This is a genomic window from Nostoc sp. DedSLP03 (assembly GCF_034530815.1).
Classification (GTDB): domain Bacteria; phylum Cyanobacteriota; class Cyanobacteriia; order Cyanobacteriales; family Nostocaceae; genus Nostoc.
In genome coordinates this window covers 1-22,435 of the sequence record NZ_JAVRCK010000007.1, presented here as the reverse complement: position 1 = coordinate 22,435, position 22,435 = coordinate 1, and the positions used below count along the sequence as shown (strand labels likewise).

Annotated in this window: 19 protein-coding genes; 12 read left to right on the top strand and 7 right to left on the bottom strand. The window is 40.6% G+C overall.

The features are described 5' to 3' along the window. Positions 1-41: 41 nt before the first annotated feature. A complete protein-coding gene (locus RM368_RS05085; RefSeq protein WP_322693044.1) occupies positions 42-512 on the top strand; it encodes a DNA phosphorothioation-associated protein 4 in 471 nt (156 codons plus the stop codon). A gap of 31 nt (positions 513-543) precedes the next feature. After that, positions 544-1,485 (top strand): HNH endonuclease, encoded by a 942-nt coding sequence (locus tag RM368_RS05080; RefSeq protein ID WP_322693043.1) that lies wholly within the window; start codon positions 544-546, stop codon positions 1,483-1,485. On the opposite strand, the gene RM368_RS05075 is transcribed toward RM368_RS05080, so the two are convergent. Further along, the gene (locus RM368_RS05075; protein WP_322693042.1) at positions 1,486-3,084 is read right to left on the bottom strand and encodes a DGQHR domain-containing protein; all 1,599 of its coding nucleotides are present in this window, start codon (positions 3,082-3,084) and stop codon (positions 1,486-1,488) included. It abuts the gene before it with no gap. A 181-nt stretch (positions 3,085-3,265) separates the two neighbouring features. On the opposite strand from RM368_RS05075, the gene dndC reads away from it, so the two are divergent. From dndC to RM368_RS05025, 10 genes are all read left to right on the top strand, one after another. Next, positions 3,266-4,930 (top strand): DNA phosphorothioation system sulfurtransferase DndC, encoded by a 1,665-nt coding sequence (gene dndC, locus RM368_RS05070; RefSeq protein WP_322693041.1) that lies wholly within the window; start codon positions 3,266-3,268, stop codon positions 4,928-4,930. 79 nt (positions 4,931-5,009) lie between these two features. Then, positions 5,010-5,630, top strand: a complete 621-nt coding sequence (locus tag RM368_RS05065; RefSeq protein WP_322693040.1) for a Uma2 family endonuclease — start codon at positions 5,010-5,012, stop codon at positions 5,628-5,630. Between the two features lie 193 nt (positions 5,631-5,823). Beyond that, entirely contained in the window at positions 5,824-7,809 is a 1,986-nt protein-coding gene (dndD, locus tag RM368_RS05060; RefSeq protein WP_322693039.1) for a DNA sulfur modification protein DndD, read from the top strand. 41 nt (positions 7,810-7,850) lie between these two features. Beyond that, entirely contained in the window at positions 7,851-8,237 is a 387-nt protein-coding gene (gene dndE, locus RM368_RS05055) for a DNA sulfur modification protein DndE (protein ID WP_322693038.1), read from the top strand. A gap of 51 nt (positions 8,238-8,288) precedes the next feature. After that, positions 8,289-9,746, top strand: a complete 1,458-nt coding sequence (locus RM368_RS05050; protein WP_322693037.1) for a DNA phosphorothioation-associated putative methyltransferase — start codon at positions 8,289-8,291, stop codon at positions 9,744-9,746. Positions 9,747-9,993: 247 nt separating this feature from the next. Then, positions 9,994-11,286 (top strand): AmpG family muropeptide MFS transporter, encoded by a 1,293-nt coding sequence (locus tag RM368_RS05045; protein ID WP_322693036.1) that lies wholly within the window; start codon positions 9,994-9,996, stop codon positions 11,284-11,286. Continuing rightward, positions 11,271-11,693: an ABC transporter permease gene (locus RM368_RS05040; protein ID WP_322685134.1), complete on the top strand. Its 423-nt coding sequence runs from the start codon at positions 11,271-11,273 to the stop codon at positions 11,691-11,693. The genes RM368_RS05045 and RM368_RS05040 overlap by 16 nt, the downstream gene beginning before the upstream one ends. 224 nt (positions 11,694-11,917) lie before the next feature. Next, a complete protein-coding gene (locus tag RM368_RS05035) occupies positions 11,918-12,106 on the top strand; it encodes a hypothetical protein (RefSeq protein ID WP_322693035.1) in 189 nt (62 codons plus the stop codon). A 31-nt stretch (positions 12,107-12,137) separates the two neighbouring features. Next, on the top strand, positions 12,138-12,683 hold the full coding sequence (locus tag RM368_RS05030) for a GNAT family N-acetyltransferase (RefSeq protein ID WP_322693034.1): 546 nt from the start codon (positions 12,138-12,140) through the stop codon (positions 12,681-12,683). A 186-nt stretch (positions 12,684-12,869) separates the two neighbouring features. Beyond that, a complete protein-coding gene (locus RM368_RS05025) occupies positions 12,870-13,628 on the top strand; it encodes a HEAT repeat domain-containing protein (RefSeq protein ID WP_322693033.1) in 759 nt (252 codons plus the stop codon). A gap of 125 nt (positions 13,629-13,753) precedes the next feature. Here RM368_RS05025 and RM368_RS05020 read toward each other — a convergent pair whose 3' ends face one another. From RM368_RS05020 to RM368_RS04995, 6 genes are all read right to left on the bottom strand, one after another. Then, positions 13,754-14,161, bottom strand: coding sequence for a phosphomannose isomerase type II C-terminal cupin domain (locus RM368_RS05020; protein ID WP_069068995.1), 408 nt, complete (start codon positions 14,159-14,161; stop codon positions 13,754-13,756). Between the two features lie 288 nt (positions 14,162-14,449). Then, positions 14,450-15,793 (bottom strand): sorbosone dehydrogenase family protein, encoded by a 1,344-nt coding sequence (locus RM368_RS05015; RefSeq protein WP_322693141.1) that lies wholly within the window; start codon positions 15,791-15,793, stop codon positions 14,450-14,452. Positions 15,794-15,950: 157 nt separating this feature from the next. Further along, positions 15,951-17,162, bottom strand: coding sequence for an EAL domain-containing response regulator (locus RM368_RS05010; RefSeq protein ID WP_322693032.1), 1,212 nt, complete (start codon positions 17,160-17,162; stop codon positions 15,951-15,953). 14 nt (positions 17,163-17,176) lie between these two features. Further along, positions 17,177-17,434, bottom strand: a complete 258-nt coding sequence (locus RM368_RS05005) for a hypothetical protein (protein WP_322693031.1) — start codon at positions 17,432-17,434, stop codon at positions 17,177-17,179. After that, a complete protein-coding gene (locus RM368_RS05000) occupies positions 17,421-18,158 on the bottom strand; it encodes a hypothetical protein (RefSeq protein WP_322693030.1) in 738 nt (245 codons plus the stop codon). The genes RM368_RS05005 and RM368_RS05000 overlap by 14 nt, the downstream gene beginning before the upstream one ends. Before the next feature lie 500 nt (positions 18,159-18,658). Continuing rightward, positions 18,659-21,490, bottom strand: coding sequence for a family 10 glycosylhydrolase (locus RM368_RS04995; RefSeq protein WP_322693140.1), 2,832 nt, complete (start codon positions 21,488-21,490; stop codon positions 18,659-18,661). Between the last annotated feature and the right edge of the window lie 945 nt (positions 21,491-22,435).

Genomic DNA, 22,435 nt, shown 5'->3' with positions numbered 1-22,435 from the left:
TAACTTTCGGTTAAAATAGCTACACGTTAGATATTAAAACAATGGCTGCAAACAGAATCAGGGTTGCTAAAGATAAGGCTGAGTTGGTGAAATCTCTAGTCGCATCAAAAGACACAACTGGGCCTTTTCAGACTTATGTAGAAGTTATGGTGTTTGCAGCAGCATTAGGCGTTAAAAATAAAAAGCGCGTTCCTTTGGGAGAAACTACAAAAAGAGAACCATCTCCAATTCCACAAGAAAATTTTGCTTCATTGGGATATGACCTAATCATTAAATTATTAGGAATCAATGAAACTAAAGATATCAACATACTTTTATCTAGAGAAGAACAAGATGAAGATAAACGTACTCAAATATTTGAAGAGTATGCTAACGCAGGACTGGAAATTTTACAAAGTGAGTTGCGCGGTTCTGTTGACTACTCAGAGCGACTTCTATTAGTTCTTATTTCTGAAAAAGAAACAAAAGAACAGCTAGAAGAAGAATTTGATCTCAGTAAATTCTTAAATTGATTTTTTCGCTTGCTTATTTAACTTATTAAATATGAAAAATATAGCATATTATTGTAAACGCTTTGCTGAATTAAATGTGAGTAGTAGCCGGAAGCGTGGTAATGCTCAATATAAACCAATATTACTTTTATCTGTAATTGATTTAATTGCACGAGGTGTTATTACTACTAACGATATTCCGGTTTCAGACGAATTAGTTCAAACATTTGAGAGGTATTGGAATGTAATCGGTTCTCCATCTTACAAAGGTGGTTTACACTATCCTTTTTTTCATCTGCAAAATGAAGGCTTTTGGTACTTGAAATTTAAGCCTGAATTTAATGGGTTACAGCCAAAAACTATTAACAAACTAAAAGAGGCTGTTGAATACGCATATCTAGACGGTGAATTATTTAACCTTTTGCAAGATGAATTTTGCAGAAAAGAACTAATTGATGCACTTGTGGTAGCTTTCTTTTCTGATAATGAAAATGATATAGAGTCTATTTTACAAATAAATCAAACTTTTCAAGATGACGCGGTAGATATAGAAAAAATAATTGAAACAGAAAATTTAGAGCTTAATCCAAGGTGGAGTTTGAAACGAGCAGTTATTAGAAATGCTTTTTTTAGGAAAGCAATTGTACACGTTTATGATTACAGATGTGCCTTTTGTGGACTAAAAGTAACTAAAAAAATAAATCAAAATATTGTGGATGGCGCACACATCAAGCCATTTTCACAGTTTTATGATAATAAAATTCATAATGGAATTGCTTTTTGCAAAAACCATCATTGGGCATTTGATAGAGGTTGGTTTGCTGTAGACGAGCAATACAAAATTATAGTTAGTAATGATTTGGTAGAAGTATCTCCCCATGCTAAACCTATGAAAGATTTTGATGGTGAAACAATACTTCTACCAAATACAGAGCAACACTTTCCAGAACTGGAAGCGCTGCAATGGCATCGCCAAAATATATTTCAAGCATAATTACAGTAGAGGTGGAAGTCCAACCGCTTTCGGTTCAACAAGCTTGCCATCAAAACTTATAGTTTTATCTTCCACAGTCCTAGCGTCTGCTAAAGCCTTACGCAGTTCAGCACGTTCCATCTGTTCCTGAATTCCACCCAGGATGTAAACCAATAACTTCGCCGCTAAATCTCGTCCAGCAACTTGTACTCGCTTTTTATTTGGGTCATACAAAACCCCATACCAGAGAGATTGGGGATATTCCATACCACTAAAGCCGCCTTGCTGGTCAAACTTCCGCAGCTTCTTAAAAATATCTGCCAGAGAAAAACCTTTTTTAAATACCAAAATTCCCAAAGCTTGCGCTAATGCAACTTGAGCAACCGGACGGAAAAGCATATTTCCTTCACCTCCATCTTTCTCAAAGCTGAACCGCCGTAAAGCAGGTGTATCTTCGTGTTCTAAAATCTTATAACTGGAAAGACTAGCCAAATTATCAAATAGCTTGCTAAATTCCTCAATTCCCTGCTCAAGTTCTTCATCCTCTGGACGCATGGGAATTAGACCTTTCTCCAAGGGTTTCCAGTGGGGGAACTTTTGAGCCAAATATCGCTCAGACATATCTTGCAGAGCTTGCAAAGTCGTCAAAACTGTAGAATTGGAAGCCACTGTTGCACTATTCCAATTGACGCGGGGATTGCGTTCTTGTCGTTGTTCTAATAGTGGATGTGTAACTGCAATTTTTCTAGCAACGATCGCAAAACCATCATCTTCATTCAACTGTGTTAGTTGCCCTTTAGTCAACGGTGCAGCCATCAGGTTGACATGAACAAAAATCGATCTTACCCTGCGCCTTGCCTGGGTGCGAGTTTCCCCAGCCGCTACCGCACAGATGAACTCAATACCAATTTTTTCCTTGGGTAAATTTTGCAAATAAGCAAGGTCTACTTGGTACTTTTCTATCAAATCATTGACTGTAATAAAACTGTCATCAGCACCTTTATCTTTTTTATAGCGCTGGAGTTTACGAGTTTTGATTAACTCCATCAATCCCTGAACCCCCATCAGTCGATGTTGTCCATCTAAGGCATAAATAGTCACATCATCCTCAGAAATATTTAGCAGACCTACCTTACCGTCTTTATCTAAGGGTATAAAATCAGTCGTAGACTTGGTGGCGCGTCCCTCGCTATCCCACTCAGCAGTTTTGGGATTATCCACCCACGGTTGATTTATCACCACCAGCACCGGCGGAAACTTATGATTGTCTCTAGCCGCTAAATATTGGACTAGCGGTGCTTGACGTGACCAATCAAGGGGACGTTGCTGAATTTCATCAATACTATCTGCGTCAATTTCGACATTATCAGTTTCAGGATTATACTTTTTTTGAAACAGAGGTAAGCCAGAGGCGAAATGAACCCGACCTGCAAACCATTCCAATGTAACAGAGCTAACATAAGCCTCAGTACCACCCATCTCGGTTTTTTGAACGAGAATCTGATCTTTTCTCCCTAAAAACTTCTCTAGGAGTAAAGCTAGTACCTGTTTTTCTTTATTTTCTCGTTCCAGGTATTCTCTAGCGATGTCAGCAGTTGGGTCAGATGCACTATCTTTCATGTTAAATTTTAAAAACAGAATAAGATTATGTCGTTTAATTATCCAAAAAATTGGATATTAGTAGTAAAGTTTTTAAAAACTATTTTTTCACCCCAGGTCAGTTGGTTTTTATGTGTAGACGCGAATTCTATTCGCCCTATTTACCCCGATATTACGCCAGTGTTTCCAGAGAGAAAGAGAAATGACTACAGCACAACAAGCAGAAAATACAGGTCAGCAAACACGTACTGTAGCAGAGTTAGTGGACTACATCCAAGCTCTCACCACTGAAATTCAAGAATTGTATTGTTTAGACCAGATACCTTGGGTAGTAGGATATTCCGGTGGTAAAGATAGTACTGCCACTTTACAGCTTATCTGGAATGCGATCGCAGCACTACCAGTTGAAAAGCGAAAAAAGACTATTCATGTTATCACAACTGACACACTGGTAGAAAACCCTGTAGTCTCTGTTTGGGTACGCAACTCCTTAGAAAAAATGAGGATTACTGCTAAAGAACAGAAAATGCCTATTGAACCCCATTTATTACAACCAGAAATTAAAGAGACATTCTGGGTAAGCTTGATTGGTAAAGGTTATCCAACACCGCGAGGAAAATTCCGTTGGTGTACAGACCGTTTAAAAATTCATCCTTCTAACCACTTTATCCGTGATGTAGTTAGAGTAAATGGGGAAGTTATTCTTGTTTTAGGTACACGTAAGGCTGAAAGTATCAAGCGTGCTATCTCAATGGAGAAACATCAAGCAGGTAGCCTAAAAGACCGCCTCGTTTCTGATACAAGTTCACCTACATCTCTGCTTTACCATAGTGCAAGCTTGCCTAATTCTTTAATTTATAGCCCTATCGAAGATTGGCGTACTGATGAAGTTTGGATTTACCTAAATCAGTGGCAAAATCCTTGGGGATATAGCAACAAAGACCTATTCTCCATGTATCGAGGTGCTACAGCAGATAATGAATGTCCTCTAGTTGTTGATACTTCTACAGCTAGCTGTGGTGATTCTCGATTTGGATGTTGGGTTTGCACAATTGTTAGTAAAGATAAATCAATGGAGGCAATGATTCAAAATGATGAAGAGAAAGAATGGATGCAACCTCTATTAGATATCCGTAATGAATTAGATAATAGAGATGATCGTGATAAAAGAGACTTCCGTCGCATCTGGGGAGAAGTCCAACTTTTTGAACGTCATGTCGATGGTGAAGTCTCTATTGAGCCAATTCATGGCCCTTATACTAAATATTGGCGAGAACATTGGTTAAGACGATTATTAGAAGCGCAAACAAAAACCCGTCGTACAGCGCCAGAAAATATGCGTGACATCACCCTAATTACTCTAGAAGAAATGAGCGAAATTCGCCGCATTTGGCTAGAAGAAAAACATGAATTTGATGATAGCTTACCTCGGATTTATCAAGAAGTGACTGGTGAAGAATTTAAAGATCCGCGTCCTGGTGCTGACTATAGCTTACTAGGTCGTGATGAATGGATAGTATTAGAAGAAATCTGTGAAGGTGACGCGATGCACTTGGAACTCATGGCGAAATTGTTAGACACAGAACGCCAGTATCGCAAAAAGACTCGTCGCGTGGGAATATACGAAACCTTAGAAAAATGTTTTAATACGAGTTCCCGTTCTCCAGAAGATGCGATTAAAAATGCTCGTTTGAAACGCGAATTAAGCGAAGCAGTTAGTCAAGGTGATGTTGCAAAAGTCAAGCAGATGACTTTAGGCGATGTTGCAGCAATTAATGAAGTAGATGTAGATGAAGTGAAAAATGAAAGCGATGAACAGGTAACTTGGGCAAGTATGAAATTTAAAAAGGGAAATTCAGAAGAATAGAAGAAAAAAAGATGGAAGTCAACAAACTACTTAAAGAACGCTTGACAAAGTTTGATTATCTTAAAACAAGCGAGGTTATATGATTCAAGCCATACACAAATTAGTAACTTTTGAAGATTTTGCAGCTTGGCGGCCTGAAGGTGGAAGATACGAATTACATGATGGCGTGATTGTTGAAATGGCTCAACCAGTGGGAGATCATGAGGATGTTGTTGGTTTTTTGGCACTAGAAATATCTGCTGATATCAAGCGTCTAAATTTCCCTTATTACATTCCAAAAACTGTATTAGTCAAGCCATTTGAAGGTGAATCAGCTTATTCACCAGACATCTTAATAATCAATCGACCAAATTTAGTGAATGAGCCTTTATGGAAAAAAGAATCAACTGTATCTCAAGCTGCATCTATTCCATTAGTTATTGAAGTTGTTAGTACTAATTGGCGAGATGATTACTACAAAAAGTTAGCCGATTATGAAGCTATAGGCATTCCCGAATATTGGATTATAGATTACGCGGCTATAGGTGCTAGAAAGTTTATTGGCAATCCTAAACTGCCTACTATATCCATTTATGAATTAATTGATGGTGAGTACCAAGTTACTCAATTTAAAGGCGATACCCATATTGTCTCGCCTACTTTCCCAGAATTGAATTTAACCGCCGAACAGATTTTTCAAGCTGGAGGTGTGCAAATCTAGCCACGCTTACCAACACATAGACAGATGCAATCGCATTTATTAACAGTTAGTGATGGTATTATCTATATTTCATAAACAATATTTTTTCTCAATGCGTCAGACAAAATCATCTAATTAATTTAATCTGATTCCTTTCATCACAAACTTTCTGCTTCTGCGATCGCTGTCGAACTCATGTTAATCTTAAAAACTAATGATATTTATTGAACTCGTATTACAAAACTTTGGCCCCTACAGTGGTAAACAGATAATCAATCTTAATCCAAAAACCGATGAAGAAAACTTGCGTCCAATTATCTTATTAGGTGGTATGAATGGCGGTGGAAAAACTACCCTTATGGATGCCATTCGTCTCGCCCTTTATGGCCCTCGTGCCCAATGTTCTACCCGTGGAAATTTAAGTTATAGTGATTTTCTTAATCAATGTGTTAACAATAAAATAGATCCAGTTGCAGACACCCGGATTGAATTACTTTTTGAACACATTGAAAACGATAAACCAATAAAATACCGTGTTGTCCGTAGTTGGACAAAAAATCCTAAAGACGGTAAAGATACATTAGGCATTTTAGGTGACAGTGATACCTGGCCTGATGCTTTAGTTAATATTTGGGATGAGTATATTGAAAATCTTCTACCATTAGGCATTTCTAACTTATTTCTCTTTGATGGTGAACAAGTTAAAGAACTCGCAGAACAAGAAACACCACCACCAGTTGTATTAGACGCAATTCGCGGACTTTTAGGTTTAGAATTAGCAGATCGTTTAGCAGTTGATTTAGATATCTTAGTTAACCGTAAACTTAAAGAAGTTGGTAATAGTAAAGATTTAGCAAACCTAGAGGAAATTGAAACTAGGTTAACCCAACAGCAAGAAGAGTATCAAACCACAGGAGAAAAATTAGAAACTCTCAAAAGTCAGGTAGGTGAGTTAGAACAAAAGCAGCAAGAAGCCTTTGATAAATTCATTTCTGAAGGTGGGAAGATTGCCGCAGAACGCAATCAACTAGAACTACAACAAGATACAAAAACTGCGGAAATTGAACAAGTACGTCAGTCAATGTGTGAATTGGCGGCTGATGTTTTACCTTTGGCATTAATTCCCAATTTGCTTAATCAGGTTCAAGCACAGGGAGAAAAGGAATTTCGCCATCAACAGGTACAAATTTCTAAAGATTTGTTAATTGAGCGAGATCAGCGCTTACTCGCTTGGCTAAATCAAGGGGAAATTTCCCCAATGCAAGTTGAGAAAATTCAATCATTTCTAGTTCAAGATGTAGATGATTTATATGCAAAGACTATCCAGATAGAAGCACCTTGGTTATTAGCTGATGATGAAAGTTTAAGTCAGCTAGATAATCTGATATATCACTTACAAAATTCTAAGCTTTCTGCAAAAGAAAAATTAGATATTCTCAAAAATAAAGAAGAAGAAATTCATACTCTAGAAAGACAAGTGCAAACAGCAGCAGCACCAGAAGATTATACAAAGCTGCGTCAAGCACTAGAAACGGCACAAAATCAAGTTGTTGAAGCTAAAGCAAATTACGAAACAATCCGTCGCCGTTTAGCTGAATTAGAAACTATTATTGCTAAGTCAAAAAGAGAATTAAGTGATTATACTGTAGAAAATAGTAAACATAAAAATAGCGAACATATTATTACCTCAGCAGCGAAAGTTCAAAACACACTCAAGATTTTTCGGGAAAAATTAACCCTGCGAAAACTCAATAAATTAGAGGAAGAAGTTAAAAATTGTTTCCTTTATCTTTTGCATAAATCAGACTTGGTGCATCGCATCACCATTGATACTAAGACTTTTAGCCTTTTGCTTTATGATTTAAATGGTAAACCTGTTCCTAAACATCGTTTATCAGCAGGTGAAAAACAACTACTTGCGATCGCCTTCCTTTGGGGTTTAGCCAAAGTCTCTGGACACCGCCTACCTATAGCAATCGATACGCCGTTAGGTAGACTAGACTCCTCTCACCGCAACAACTTAGTTGAACGTTACTTTCCATCCGCCAGCCACCAAGTAATTTTGCTATCTACGGATACTGAGATTGGCAAAAAAGAAGTAGAAACACTGCGAGAAAACGAAGCGATCGCGCGCGAATATCTCCTCAAATACGACTCGTCCACCCGCCAAACTAACATACAACCCGGTTATTTTTGGTAGTAAATATTATTAAAAAATTGAGCGATCGCAATTTCAAAATTATGGAATCACTAATAGAACGTATTCGGCTTTCTCAAACAGCCAAAGACCAACTTACCAAACTTAAACGCAGTACCAAAATCGACCAATGGAATATCCTATGCCGTTGGGCGTTTTGTCGTTCCCTCGCAGAAGCAACCGCACCCTCCCCCGTTCCAATTCCCCAGGATAGCAACGTCGAAATGACTTGGCGCGTCTTTGGCGGCGAAATGTCCGATATTCTCCTTCTTTCCCTCAAGCAACGCTGTCACAATGACGGTTATCCCACCGACAAAGAAACCCTTGCGACCCAATTCCGCTTACATTTGCATCGCGGTATTGGTTACTTAGCAGGCGATCCAAATATCAAGAAAATTGAAGATTTAATTGAACTGGCGGTTAAAAATTGAAAGGATATTAGTTGACTGTTAACTCTTCACTGTTAACTGACAACTAATATTATGCCTGAAACGCTAGAAATTGAGCGTCATAGAGCTGCGATCGCTCGCACTGACATATCTCGCCCCGTGCGATTGGCAATAGAATGGGCAATTCTGAATCCAGACACCACTTTTTTTGACTACGGTTGCGGCTACGGTGGTGATGTTCAGCGAGTAAAAAACTTAGGCTACACCAGCGCAGGCTGGGACCCTTACTACTATCCCGATGTACCATGTATCACTGCTGATGTGGTCAACTTGGGCTATGTCCTCAACGTCATCGAAGACTCAGAAGAACGCCGTCAAAGCTTGATCCAAGCCTGGGAACTCACCGGGAAAGTTTTAATTGTCGCGGCTCAAATCCTGATTAATGCTCCCAGCAAAACCCAACTTGCTTACAATGATGGCATTGTGACGCGCCGCAATACTTTTCAGAAATATTACGAACAAGAAGAACTAAAAACTTATATTGATGAAGTTTTAAATGTAGATGCAGTACCCATAGCACTAGGCGTTTACTTTGTTTTTCGAGATGATGCAGAAAAAGAAAGCTACAAGGCTATCCGCTTCTTTTCTACCACCTCTACACCGCGAGTCCGCATCCCCACCAAGCGGTTTGAAGACTATCAAGAACAGCTGCAACCCTTAATGGCTTTTTTTACCAAGCGCGGTAGACTACCTGTGAAAGGCGAATTAGAAAATGAACAGGAATTACTGAGCGAATTTGGTAACTTTCGCCGCGCCTTTGGTGTAGTTTTGCAAGCTACTGATGAGGCTGAATGGGATGCGATCGCTTACCGTCGTTCTCTCGATATCCAAGTTTATCTCGCCCTCACCCACTTTGATAAACGTCCTGCATGGCAAAAGCTAGCCCCAGAAATGCGGCACGATATCAAAGCCTTTTTTAGTAGCTATGAGGAAGCGTGCCTTGTAGCCGATCAAAAGCTTTTCAGCTTAGGTAAACCTGGAGTAATTCCAACTGCTTGCGAAAAAAGCAAAATTGGTAAGCACACCCGCGGTGCGCTTTATGTCCATGTTTCGGCACTTGCAGCACTCGATCCCGTACTACGAATTTGTGAAGGTTGCGCTAGCCGTACTATTGGGCGTGTCGATGAAGCTACATTAATCAAATATCACACTGATAAGCCGCAAATATCCTATCTGTCTTACCCAGAATTCGATACCGATCCCCACCCGGCGTTAAAAGCCAGCATCGGTATTGATTTAAAAACCCTATTCGTTACTCACCGAGACTACGAAACTAGGGCAAATCCACCGATTTTGCACCGTAAGGAAACATTTGTCACCAGCGACTACCCAGGCTACGAAGAATTTGCTAAACTCACCCAACAAGAACAGCAATTAGGATTACTCAATAGTAAAAGTGACATCGGTACGCTTGAAGGTTGGGAAAAATGCCTTGCTGCACACAGAGTAGAAATCAGGGGGCATCAGGTTTATCCAATTCAGGAAAGTTAAGAAAACACTGACACTATAAGGTTATCCTGAATTTGTATTTAACCCAAGTAAATCTTGGTAGTTTGTCATATTTGCGGGAAATCACATAGCAGCGATGATGAGTTTCAATCCCCGACCGGGATTACATAGGGAACTGCTGCCACTCTGATAATTCAAACCTTTATAGGTATTAGTTAGATGATATACTTTTGCATTTCCTCGTTGGATTTTATTGATATTTCCTCAAAAGAGGCAAAAATTTGAAACTATGAGGAAAATTAAATCACTACTGGGAGTTTTCGGTAGTCGCAAGATGGCGGCTTTATTATTTTTAGGTTTTTCATCGGGTTTACCGTTATTGTTAATCGGTAATACCTTAAAGGCTTGGATGACCGTAGAAAAGGTAGATTTAGCCGCTATTGGTTGGTTTAGCCTCGCGAGTTTGCCTTATTCCTTGAAATTTTTGTGGTCGCCACTGCTGGACAGGTTCGCATTACCAGTGTTGGGACGACGACGGGGTTGGTTAATTTTGACGCAGATTGCTTTGATTGTAGCGATCGCAGTTATGGCTTTTCAACAACCCAAACAAGCATTACAGCTACTAGCAATCAACGCTATAGTCATCGCCTTTATCAGTGCAACTCAAGATATCGCTGCTGATGCCTACCGTACCGACGTTTTGGAAAAACTAGAAATGGGGGCTGGTGCAGCAGTTTTTATCTTAGGTTATCGAATTGCCCTGTTAATCGCAGGTGCTTTAGCTTTGATACTTGCTGACAAACTGCCTTGGTCATCGGTTTACTTGTTTATGGCAGGAACGATGGTAATTGGTATTCTTGCCACCTTGTTCGCACCAGAACCCCAGGAAATTAGTCCTCCAAGTTCTCTAGCTGATGCTGTTATCTTGCCGTTTCAGGAATTTTTTCAGCGTCAAGGGATTATCAAAGCTATTTTAATGCTTGCATTCATCACTCTATACAAGCTAGGCGATGCTTTGTTGAGCAATATGACCACGCCTTTTTTGCTGCAAACTGGTTTTACCAAAACCGACATTGGGGCAATTCAAGTGGGGATGGGGTTAATTGCAACGATTGTTGGCGCTTTAGCAGGTGGTTCAATTTTGAGTGCTATTGGCATCAATAGATCGCTGTGGGTTTTTGGTATTCTACAAGCAGTAAGTAATTTAGCTTACTTTTTTCTAGCATACATCGGTCAAAACTACCAAGCTATGGTACTTGCCATCAACGTAGAACAATTTTGTGGTGGATTGGGGACAGCAGCCTTTGTTGCCTTTTTGATGAGTCTTTGTAACCAGCGGTTTTCCGCAACCCAATATGCTTTGTTATCCAGCTTAATGGCTGTCAGCCGCGATATTCTGGCGGCCCCTGGAGGCGCGATCGCCCAAAGCACGGGTTGGCCTATATTTTTCTTAATTACCATCGCCGCCGCTGTACCAGGACTATTCCTATTGCCAGTATTTGCCCCCTGGAACCCTCAGCCAGTGGCAGTATCCAGACCAGGACTTGAGGACGAAGAAGAGGATATATGGGGAATCAAGTAGTTATTGCTGTCGGCACATTCATCCTCTTACTGACTGGTTTATTACTTGGCTATGTTCTCTCGCAGTTAGTTCTAGGATTTTTAGCATTTAACCTCTTAACTTTTTTTGGAACACTCAGCCTAATTTTAATTTTTGGTACGCTTTATTACGTTTTATTTTGGCAATTGCGAAGAGAACAATCCCGCCCATCAACTCCATCAACCATCAATCAAGGGATACCAACCCAGGTTGAGGAGGGTTTATCTGATAGCTATCTCAAAAACAGGCTAATCGCTAAATTATCTGGTGACACTGCCGCAGCCGAACGGTTAATTGCACAGGCAAAGGAAACTTATCCTGGGATGCCGGAGAACTGGTATTGCGAAAGAGTACTTGATGACTTGGAAAGCGATCGTCAGAGGGAGTAGGGGAGTAGGGGAGGCAGAGGGGCAGGGGGAGCAGGGGGAGCAGGGGAAAAGGTTAAAGGGAAAAGGGAAAAGGAATAAATTTAATCTTTCCCCTTACCCCTTTCCCTTTCCCCATTCCCAATGCCTAATTCTTATGCACAGAAAATTGCTAAAATCAATCAAGAATACTTCACAAATCTTTAGTTAGGTTCTCATAAAAGTTCCTAGCTTCTTGCAATTAAAATATGGCTATTTTTCGTCAATACATCGCTCCACTGCTTGTTGTACTTGTATTTGTTTTTGCTCTAGTGGCAGTCAGCGCCCGGATCTTTTTACCGTCCGATATGGCAGCACCCGCACCAATTGAAGAGGTAGAGGTAACTTCTCAACCTACTCCAACTGATTTACCTCCAGCAGCACATAACGCGAGCTAGCTAAGTCAATAAATATCAGTAAATATCAGTAGTGTCTGAGCAACTATTACCTGGATATATTATTCGCCGTGGCTCCCTTTTGGAGCGATCGCTGCTGCTCAAATTCATGCAGCGAACTTACCAGGATCTCTTTCCCAACGAGGATTTTTCCCACTTAGAGCAAACAGTTAAGCAATACTTTTCTAGCGATACGCCCTTGTGGTGGGTAGAAGAGGAGGGGGAGCAGGGGAGAAATCAATTCAAAATTCAAAATTCAAAATTCAAAATTGAAGATTCAATCCCAATGCCCCATGCCCATCCCCCCATAGCTTGCCTCTGGGTGGGCAATGCTATAGATCAAGTACATGGGAACCGTCATGCTCACATCTTTATCCTCTACGTTGTGCTAGAACATCGGCGGCGGGGTATTGGTACAGCCTTGATGCGATATGTGGAAAATTGGGCTATTCAAAGAGGCGATCGCCAAATTGGCCTGCAAGTATTTCAATCAAACAAACCCGCATTGAATCTTTACAATCAGTTAGGTTATCAAACCCAATCCATCTGGATGGTAAAATTTCTGAATGCAGAAAAATAAACTCAAGGATAGCGATAATATACTGTAGCGTCTGAGTTATAGAGGTTCTCGTTTGGATAAAACTCAACGATGAATAAAGGAAAATGTATAAGAACCCAACTAATATATATAAATATAAAGATAAAGCTTTAACTTATTAGCGCGGGGGATTATGTGTTAATCCCTTTTCGGGATTGAAATCAAATTATGTATGACGAAGACGATCTAAGCCTACTCGATATTGAGGAGGAGCTAGAAAGCCCCTTAGATAAAATAGAGCCGCTAACTGCCGAATCAGTTGTGGCAAAGCCCGATCCAGAAGTGATGCTAGCCTTGCTGGAAAATCCCCAGCCCCAGCAAAGAATGTTAGCAGCACGCGCTTTTTGTGATATAGAAGATGCGCGTGCTACCCCCCATTTGATTCGCCTGTTAACTGATACCTGTCCCTTAGTCCGAGTAAGTGCAGCTTATGGCATCGGACGCAATCCCAGTTTAGAAGCAGTGAGTCCGTTAATTGCTCAACTAAACAGTGATTGGAATGGCTATGTACGTAAAGGTGTAGTATGGGCTTTAGGAAACTGTCGCGATCGCCGTTCTTTAGCACCTTTAGCAAACGCTCTTAGAAACGACATTTCCGCAGTGCGTTTGTGGGCTGCTAGCGCCTTAGCACAAATGGCAGAAGTCGGTTATGAAGCAGTGATAGGCGCAATACCACCATTAATCGAAGCCTTAGTCCAAGATCCCGTGGCAGCAGTGCGGAGTAACAGTGCTTGGGCAATCGGTCAACTGTGCCGCGAATTGCCTTCTAATGTAGTTTATGCCACAGCGATCGATGCCCTAATTCAAGCCTTTGCCGAAGACGAAGATTTGGGAGTCCGAGAAGACGCTAAAGCCTCACTGTTAGGAGTGGGCGATCCCCGTGGCTTACAGTTAATTGAAACCTTGGAACAAGAAGGGTGGTTTTGATTTGGGCATTGGTCATTGGTCATTGGTCATTGGTTATTTGTCAGGAATTATTATTCTCCCCTGCTTCCCCTGCCTCCCTTGCTCCTCTGCCCCTCTGCTCCCCTGCTCCCCCTCATCCCCTGCCCTTACTGTCCTTCAGCTACAGGTTTGACCAAATTTAAGTCATAAGGGCGCTCAGTATCATCCTCACCCAAATATTCACCATTTTGAATTTCCAGAATAACTAGCGGAATATGCCCAGGATTATCTACCTTATGTAGTGTTGCTGCGGGGACATAAGTTGATTCGTTTCGATTCAATAATATTTCCGCATCGCCACAAGTCACCTTTGCCACACCGGAAACTACCACCCAATGTTCATTGCGGTGATAATGAATTTGTGGTTTAATTCCGTGCCTGGGCTTGATTTCCACACGACTAATTCTATAGGTTTCTCCCTCCTCGATTACCTCTACCTCACCCCAATATCGTGTACCTGAATGCGGAGACAATTCGTTGATATTTGACTGAGTATTATTTTCATTGGGAGTCATAATTAATTTCTCAACCAGATAAGTATTAGTATTTATCAGTAATTTACCGTAAACGAGATAAACCTGGGTAGGGAGATGCAGTCACAACGTCTCTATTAGACCTCTTGGCATTTGTGCTTTTTGCAAGAGGGGGAAAAGGGGTTCATGTTAAAGGGGAAGGGGACAATACAGAACCTTTTCCCTTTTCCCGACAAATGCCAAGAAGTCTATTGATGACAACTGCTCTAACTTTACTTTAGGCAACAGATTCTATCCGTAAATTTTTAAATGTTTGAAGGTGTGAATTGTTCACTCCCCCGTATACTGAATCCGATAAATCCGATTGTTGGCTTCTTCTGTTAGTAGTAAACTGCCATCTGGCAACACGAGTAAACCTACAGGCCGTCCCCAAGTGCTGGGTACAGAAGGATTTAGCAAAAATCCTGTGAGAAAATCTTCGTAGTAGCCAAGCGATCGCCCTTTAGCATCGAAGGGAACAAATACAATTTTATAACCAGTGCCGCGATCGCGATTCCAAGAACCACGAAAAGCAGCAAAAGCACCGTTCTGGTATTTTTTGGGAAACGTTTTACCATCATAAAACTGCAAACCCAATGCTGCGGAGTGCGCCTGAAACAGTACATCTGGCGTTTGAGTTCGGGCTACTAAATCAGGACGTTTACTTTTGTTATCCGTCTTTTGCCGCGGATCGAGGTTGTTTGGTGTTAGATAAGCATAGGGCCAGCCGTAAAATGCCCCCTGTTTAACGCGTGTTAGATAGTCTGGCACCAAATCATCACCAATCCCATCCCGTTCGTTAACAGTGGTATAAAGTTCCTTAGTTACAGGATGAAAGTCTAAACCAACAGGGTTACGCAAGCCGGAAGCGAAAGTTTGCTGCTGGGAACCATCTAAATTCATCACCTGTATCGAAGCCCGTGGTAGGGGTTCTTCATCTACATTGGTTCCCGATCCAACTGAAATATATAATTTATTGCGATCGGGCGAGACAACGACATTGCGCGTCCAATGGTTGTTATAACCTTGAGCGGGCAAATCGGCAATTTTTTCCCCTTTACCTATAATCTTGTTTTGATCTTTCGTATAGGGAAAACGCACTACAGCATCTGTGTTTCCCAGAAAAAAAGAATTACCTGCAAAAGCCATTCCAAAGGCTCTATTGAGTCCGTTGTCACTATTAGCAAAGGTTTCTCGAACATCAGCTACACCATCAGCATTGCTGTCACGCAACAAACGAATGCGATTTTGCCCGGTTTCAGTCACTAAAACATCACCATTGGGAGTTAAAGCTAGCCAGCGTGGGGCATCTAAACCTTCAGCAAAAACGTTGACTGTAAAGCCTGGTGGTACGCGCAGTACCGGATTTTCTGGAATAGGCACAACCTCAGGCCGCTTCGAGGCGCTTTCGGTTGCAAAGGGTGCTGGTAAATTCTTTAGATTGATTCGGATGGGTGCAGGTGAAAGTACTTCAGTACGGACAATATTTTTCGGCTGTGTAGGATTCTGTGTCAGTTGGGCAGAAGGTACGGATTTTTGAGGTGTGGGATTATCTGAGTTAGCGCGAGTCTGATTACAGGCTGCTGCCAAAATCATTAAAAAAACTGGCAGCAAAAAACGCGCAGGGACTTTCATGGTGGTAGACACTATACACAATGTTCCTACTCTAGACTTGAGGCTTAATAGTTGTCGCCAGTCAAAAGTTTGATTTTTCTTAGTTGTCAACCTATTAACAATTCAAAAATAAAGCACTAGTAACTAGATTCTATTCCCGATGCCCAATGCTCAATATTTACACATACAAACATTTATTAGTGAACAAAAAATTTTCAAATTCTGCTGCTGGTAAGGGACGACTAAATAGAAAACCTTGCATAGAGTTACATTTGTGTTGGCGTAAAAAACCTAGTTCTGCTTCTGTCTCTACACCTTCAGCCACTACATCTAGATTGAGATTGTGAGCCATCTGAACTAATGCCTTAGCGATGGCTGACTTTTGTGAATCATTAGCAACATTATGGATAAAATAACGATCTATTTTTAATGTATTAATTGGTAAGTTTTTCAGATAAATCAAAGAAGAGTAACCCGTACCAAAATCATCGATCGCAATTTTTATACCCAAGGATTGCAATTTGCTCATAGTAGCGATCGCACTATTGACATCTTGCATAATCATACTTTCAGTGAGTTCTAGTTCTAGGTCATGTGGCTCTATATTATTCACGGATATAAAATTAACTATATTCTGAATGAAATCTGGCTGATTAAATTCAATTGCGGACAGATTTACAGCAACAATCAATGAATCAATTCCAGCATCACGCCAGCTTTTAATTTGTTGGCATACCCTTTTTAATACCCATTTCCCAATTGGAACAATTAAACCTGTAGATTCTGCTAACGGAATAAATTCTGTTGGATAAATCATTCCTAACTCTGGACTTTGCCAGCGCAATAAACTTTCAGCACCTACTATTTTTCCAGATGTAATATCGACTATTGGTTGATAATAAATTTCAAATTCTTGAAAATTATGTTGTTTTATAGCTCGGTGTAAGCTAATTTCTAACAACTGCATTTTTGGAGACAAGTTATGAATTACAGTCTGAGAAGATAAATACTTTTTTAAAGTAGCGTGTTTTTCCAACCTGTTCATAATGGCACTTAATAACTCAGCTCGAGTGAATGGCTTAGTTATATAGTCATCTGCACCCATATCCATACCTTGACGGAAGTCAGATTTAGCAGATTTGGCAGTGAGAAAGATGAAGGGAATGGTTGCCGTAGATGGTTCTTGACGTAATGCTGTAAGCACGCCATAACCGTCAATTTCTGGCATCATCATATCACAAAGAATTAAATCAGGAACTTCGGAGATAGCCAAATTTATCCCGATTCTGCCATTAGCCGCAGCAATAGTTTCAAAATCCTCAGCTTCTAGCAAATCTAAAATGTTTTCCCGGACTGCTTCTTCATCTTCTATTATCAATATTTTGGGCATAAATTACCTCATTTTTATCTTTTATTATTTACCGACATCATCCAGCAATACTTAATTACAAAAAATGTTTTTGATAATTCAAGTATTTTAACTTTGTAGATATCTCCACAATTTTTTAAAATTGCCATTTTTAATCTAGCATCTAGTATATTAACACCATTGCTAGCGCGATAAAAGGATTTAATAATATCTACTATGTCTTCTTGGAAAATACAAATTTGCCAATCTTTAATTTCAAATACGATTTGTCTATTTTGGTTAAGTAAATTCAACTTGGAAAGTGCTATCATCAGAGAAATATTTAATATAATTTGAAAACAAGTTATTCAAGATGTGTGCCAATTTTTCATCCATGCAGCAGGTTACAAATTTATATTGGCTGGTGAAAAAAATCAAGCGCCAATAGCCCAGATTCATCTGTATTTGTTCTGGCGATTGTCGGCTGTATTCAAGCAAATTGAAGTATGTTGGTCTATACTCTAATTTTCCTACTTCTAACTGGCTAATAATCAACACATCATTCAACATTTCAGTCATGATTATGTGATATTTGGGCTTCTTTGTCTGCATGACCCTATTAGACTTACGGTAAAAGTCCAAATCTCCCTCATAAACTTCAATGAAGTGAGTGTATTTGCCTGTCGTAGCTTTACGTACTATAGCGCGTACTAGTAACCATTGGGGCTTGAGTAATTGTCTCTCAACAAAAATCTGATGTCCTACCTCCAAAGAAGCAATACTAGCATTACCTCTAGTTTTCTCTGTTTTTTGTGCCAGTCCTTCACAGATATAGATGCTTTCAGGAGTAATATTACCGACAATGTTACGTTGCTTATCTACAACTAAAAGTAGTTCTAACTGATGCTGGCATAACCCTGATAGCACTGAGACTATATCCGAAAATTCTGACATATTCAATGTCATGACAAATGTATGCATAACTTCAAAAGTATTGGCTGTTTTCAAGCTAGTTTCAAAAGCTACAAACAGTACCATATCATGCTTGGTGAAGTACCCTACTACCTGCGAAGATGAAAGAACAAGATACTTTTACCCCGTACTACATCAGTGCGTAAGCGTAGTTCGTTGTAGAAATAGCATCTACTTTTATAGTGATGTTTTTTACACAACCCTCAGGAGCAAACAGTCAATCCTTAACTCTAAGCTTTGTAGGCTGATGAGCTGAGGTAAAGCTTGCATAGATTTTCACGATAGCTATCATCAAATAATAGTTATCTAAAGCTGCTTATCTAAGTATTTTCTAATATTTTGACGCTAAACAACTAGTAATTTTTGGGATACAAACACTACAAAAAGTGTGTTAAGAATTACAAACTAGCTTATATCCAGCTAGTTAGGTATTGAGCATTGGGCAAAACAGTTTTGAGTGCTGTTAGCGGAAAGCTAAGGTTTAGCCCGTGCTGAGTTAAGAGTTTTCTTTTGTCCCCCTGTCCCCTTGTCCCCTTGTCCCCTTATCTCCCCGCCCCTCTGCCTCTTCACAAAGGACGTAACTGCAACCGCCGTTCGCCATAACGTAATAGCCTTTCTATAGTTACGAGCCGATTTTCCCAAACTTTGACTTGATAAGAATTCGACTTAATTTCTTGGCTCATCAATACCCGAAATTGAGACTGGAACCGAGTTAGAGAGGCTCTCGCCACGAGTAACTTACTAGCAGAAGGAGAAGCGGCAAGCTGATTTAAAGCACTGTGTAAAACTTCTGCCTGATTGTTAAAATCTGAAATTTTCTGAGATGGCCTTGGTCGTTGGTCATTTTGGAAAACAAATTTCCATTCCCGTTGTAGCGCGGTGTAACGAATGGCGGCAGTTTGAAAAGGCTGACGGAGAGGAATCGGTTCACTTGTTGTAGATTGAATTCTACCTTGGGTGCTATTAAAGAGTTTTTGGAGATCGTTGCTAAAATTTTCTGCGGCAAATAGTGCATAACCACTAACTGGCAAGTCCCTTACCAACTGGAGTTGATCGAATGTCCCGATGGTTGGCAAAGAAAGTAAGCGAATTCCCGGCACCAACAAGGTAGCTCCTAATTGTTTAGAGGCAATCCAGGGTTGGGCCAGTCGTTGAAATCGAGAAGTATCAAGAGCATAAGTCATGGGAACAATTAAATCTACATCCCCCCGCCTTGCCCAAGTTTCCCAATTTTGTTGAATTTTCTGAATCCGTTCTAGTTCTGGCAAAGGAAATACTGCAACCGACAAAATTAAATTCGGTTGCTTTTGTCGTAACTGCTGTGATACTTGGGCGACAAAGCTATCAACTTGCTCGGTGCGAAATTTTGTCCATTTTTGCCACAAATCTGCTTGGCTAGGAGAAATATTCACTGGATCGACACCAGTAAGTTTCTGAAATTGCGCTCTTGCAGCTTTCCCATAGCCATAAGTTCGACCTGCTGATGGATCTTGGAAAGGGTAGCGAATGTAGTCTAGCTGTAAACCATCCACCTTATATTTAGTGACAATTTCCTCATACAGCTTGAGCAAGTATTGCCGCACTTCGGGGTTAGCTGGGTCGAAGAATGGCTTAGTCTGCCCAACGGGAATCATGTTGCCTAGATTATCGTAGTTTGCCCAATCGGGATGAGCCGCCAGTACTGGCCCTGGATAATTAGGATTAAGGTTGAGAATTTCATTATGACGTTGGTTGCCAGCAGCAAAAGTCCACACCCAAGCGTGTAATTCCATGTCTCGCTCATGGGCTAATTTCACCGCTTCTTCCAATGGGTTCCACCCACGAATTAATGGGTTTTGCTCTTTTGCGACTTGGCTTGGATAAATTGTATAGCCAGCGTTAACAGTTTCAAAAAAGACGGTATTAATCCCGGCTTGGGCGAGGCGATCAAAAATCTGGGCTAGTCCCGCCTTACTACCAGCGCGAACAATCGTTCCCCGATCTAACCAAACTGCGCGAATTTCTGGTTGAGCTAGTTTCCGATCGACAGGAAACTGCTGCCACAAAGTTGTTTTAGCGGTCAGCCACTGTTGACGAGCCAAAGCGTAGTTTTTTTGAGCAATCAATTGGGGTAAATTTTTGGCAATTAGCCTTGCTTGTGCTAACACTTGGTCTTTACTTATGGCTAGTGCCCCCAGTTTGGTTGAGGCTAATTGTATTGGCTGTTCTTTGAGAGACTGGGGGGTGTTCAAATCCCTAGAAAACTGTTTTCCCTCACCCTCAGATATTGTTTCGCCAACATTAGCCGCATCAGCTAACACCGCTAAATGAGCGCTTTCCACCCGACCAATCAGATTTTCTAGTTCTTGCTGGAGAGCGATCGCTTGGTTGTTATCAATCGGCTCGTTGGAGTTGGGGGCAACATCCAAACGCACCGCTTGTTCTAATTGGTCAATAGCCTCCTGAGAACTTGGAGGTTTGACTATAGGCAAAGGTCTAGATATGGGAGCAGTGGCAGTTTTAGGAGGAGTCAATGAAGGAGATAAGGGAGATGAACTACCCCTCTGCCCCTCTGCCCCTCTGCTCCCCTGCCCCCCTGCCCCTGTGCCCCCCGGCGCTGAGGGCGCAGCTGCAACAGTTGTAGAGCAGCTTTGGGAACCTCCTGGTATTTTTTTGGTGCGATTTGATGGCGCTAGTGCTGTTAAATAGTGATTGATAGTAGTTTTTAACCAGGCATTATCCAACTCGGCTGCGGAGGCTGTATCTGTTCCCCAGCGCCAGCCCAAAAAGGTGGAACGCTCAGTTGTCACGACTGCGGCCGGACTATCTTTGGAATTCCAAACAGCAACAGATTCAGTGCCCATATCATTAGGAATCACAACGCCGCCGCGCACTTTACCAAATAGTCCAGTTTGATTTGCCCATTCTGGAATCCTGGTTTTTGCAGCTTGAATCTGTTCTGTGTCACTAAGGCTGAATCCCCAATAACCTCCCAAGAGCGATCGCAATAATTGCCGCACTCCTGGCGATGACAAACTACCTACAGGCCCACTAGCAATCAAACGCCCTCCCTTACTCATCCAGTCTTCTAGAGCGATCGCTTGAGTTGGTGTTAATGTCTCGACGTTTGGCAAAAATAATACGCGGCGATCGCCCCAATCTGCTCCACTCTTGACATCATTTAGGGAAATTACACAATATTTCACTCCTGTTGCCTGTAAGCGATCGCTTATCCCTCTCCATTGATTTGCATTTTCTTGCCCATACACTACGCTTAATACGGGTTCTTCAGTCGCTGCCGTTACTGGCAAAATACTCAAAAAATTTAAAACTACAATTTCACAACTTAAAATAAATAATTTTCTAGCTTCTTTAATTTTTAAACTTATATCTTTTTGGTTTTTCTGATAATTCACCAGTGACTCCTCACTTCCTTCATTATTAATTAATTTAGTTATTAGTCATAATTCATCAGTACACAATATAGGACTTGAGCTTTATCCTAGTAAGTTTACTGAGATTCTCACTCGGATTAGGTAAGCTCATCTTTTACTTTTCAAAAATTAAATAGAATTCCTATAAGCTTTTCGTATAAGTACTTAGTGAATTACCTTCATTAATCTAGCCTATCAAAACCAGTAAAAAATGCCAAGATGGATACTCAAATTGCCCAGGCGATTCTATAGAAATTGTTAGCTATTACATTGTAAATTTCATTCCATTGGTGACTAGATTTTTAGAAAATTTTGTGTTTACCAATTCCAATAGGCTTTTGGGCAATTACAAAGAGTTTTCACTTAAACCTAAAAGAAAAAATGCCACTCTTATTTTAATTATCTGTTTTTCAGGGTTTTGTGAGTTAAAAAAGTAATACTAGCGCATCTTAAAGCTCTCACCCTAAATTCCCCTCCCAAGCTTGGGAGAGAGACTTTGAAATTGGCTCTGCCAACCCCTTCTCCCAATTTTGGGAGAAGGGGTTGGCAGATAAAGGCAAATTTTGTATTTGTGCAATAAGTCTAAAAGGATGTCTTAAAAGTCCTCTTGTTGGTAGTAAAAGATTTTAAATCCCCCTAAATTCCCCGACAAATTGGGGGACTTTTATTCCGGTTCCCCCCTTTTTAAGGGGAGCCAGCGCGGTCTTCTCCCATTCGTGAGAGGCTAGCGCGAAGGGGGTTTCCCCCATGAGCGATTGGCGTGAATTAGGGGAGATCAATAAGTACCTACAATTACAGCTAATTAATTTTCAAACAACCTCTAATTAGTATTCTTGACGAGCGCCAGTATTAAACTAACAATTAATAATATTTTCTCAGAGGTGATTCGTAAACAAAAGCTTAAGATGCCATTCGCTTGACCATCAGACG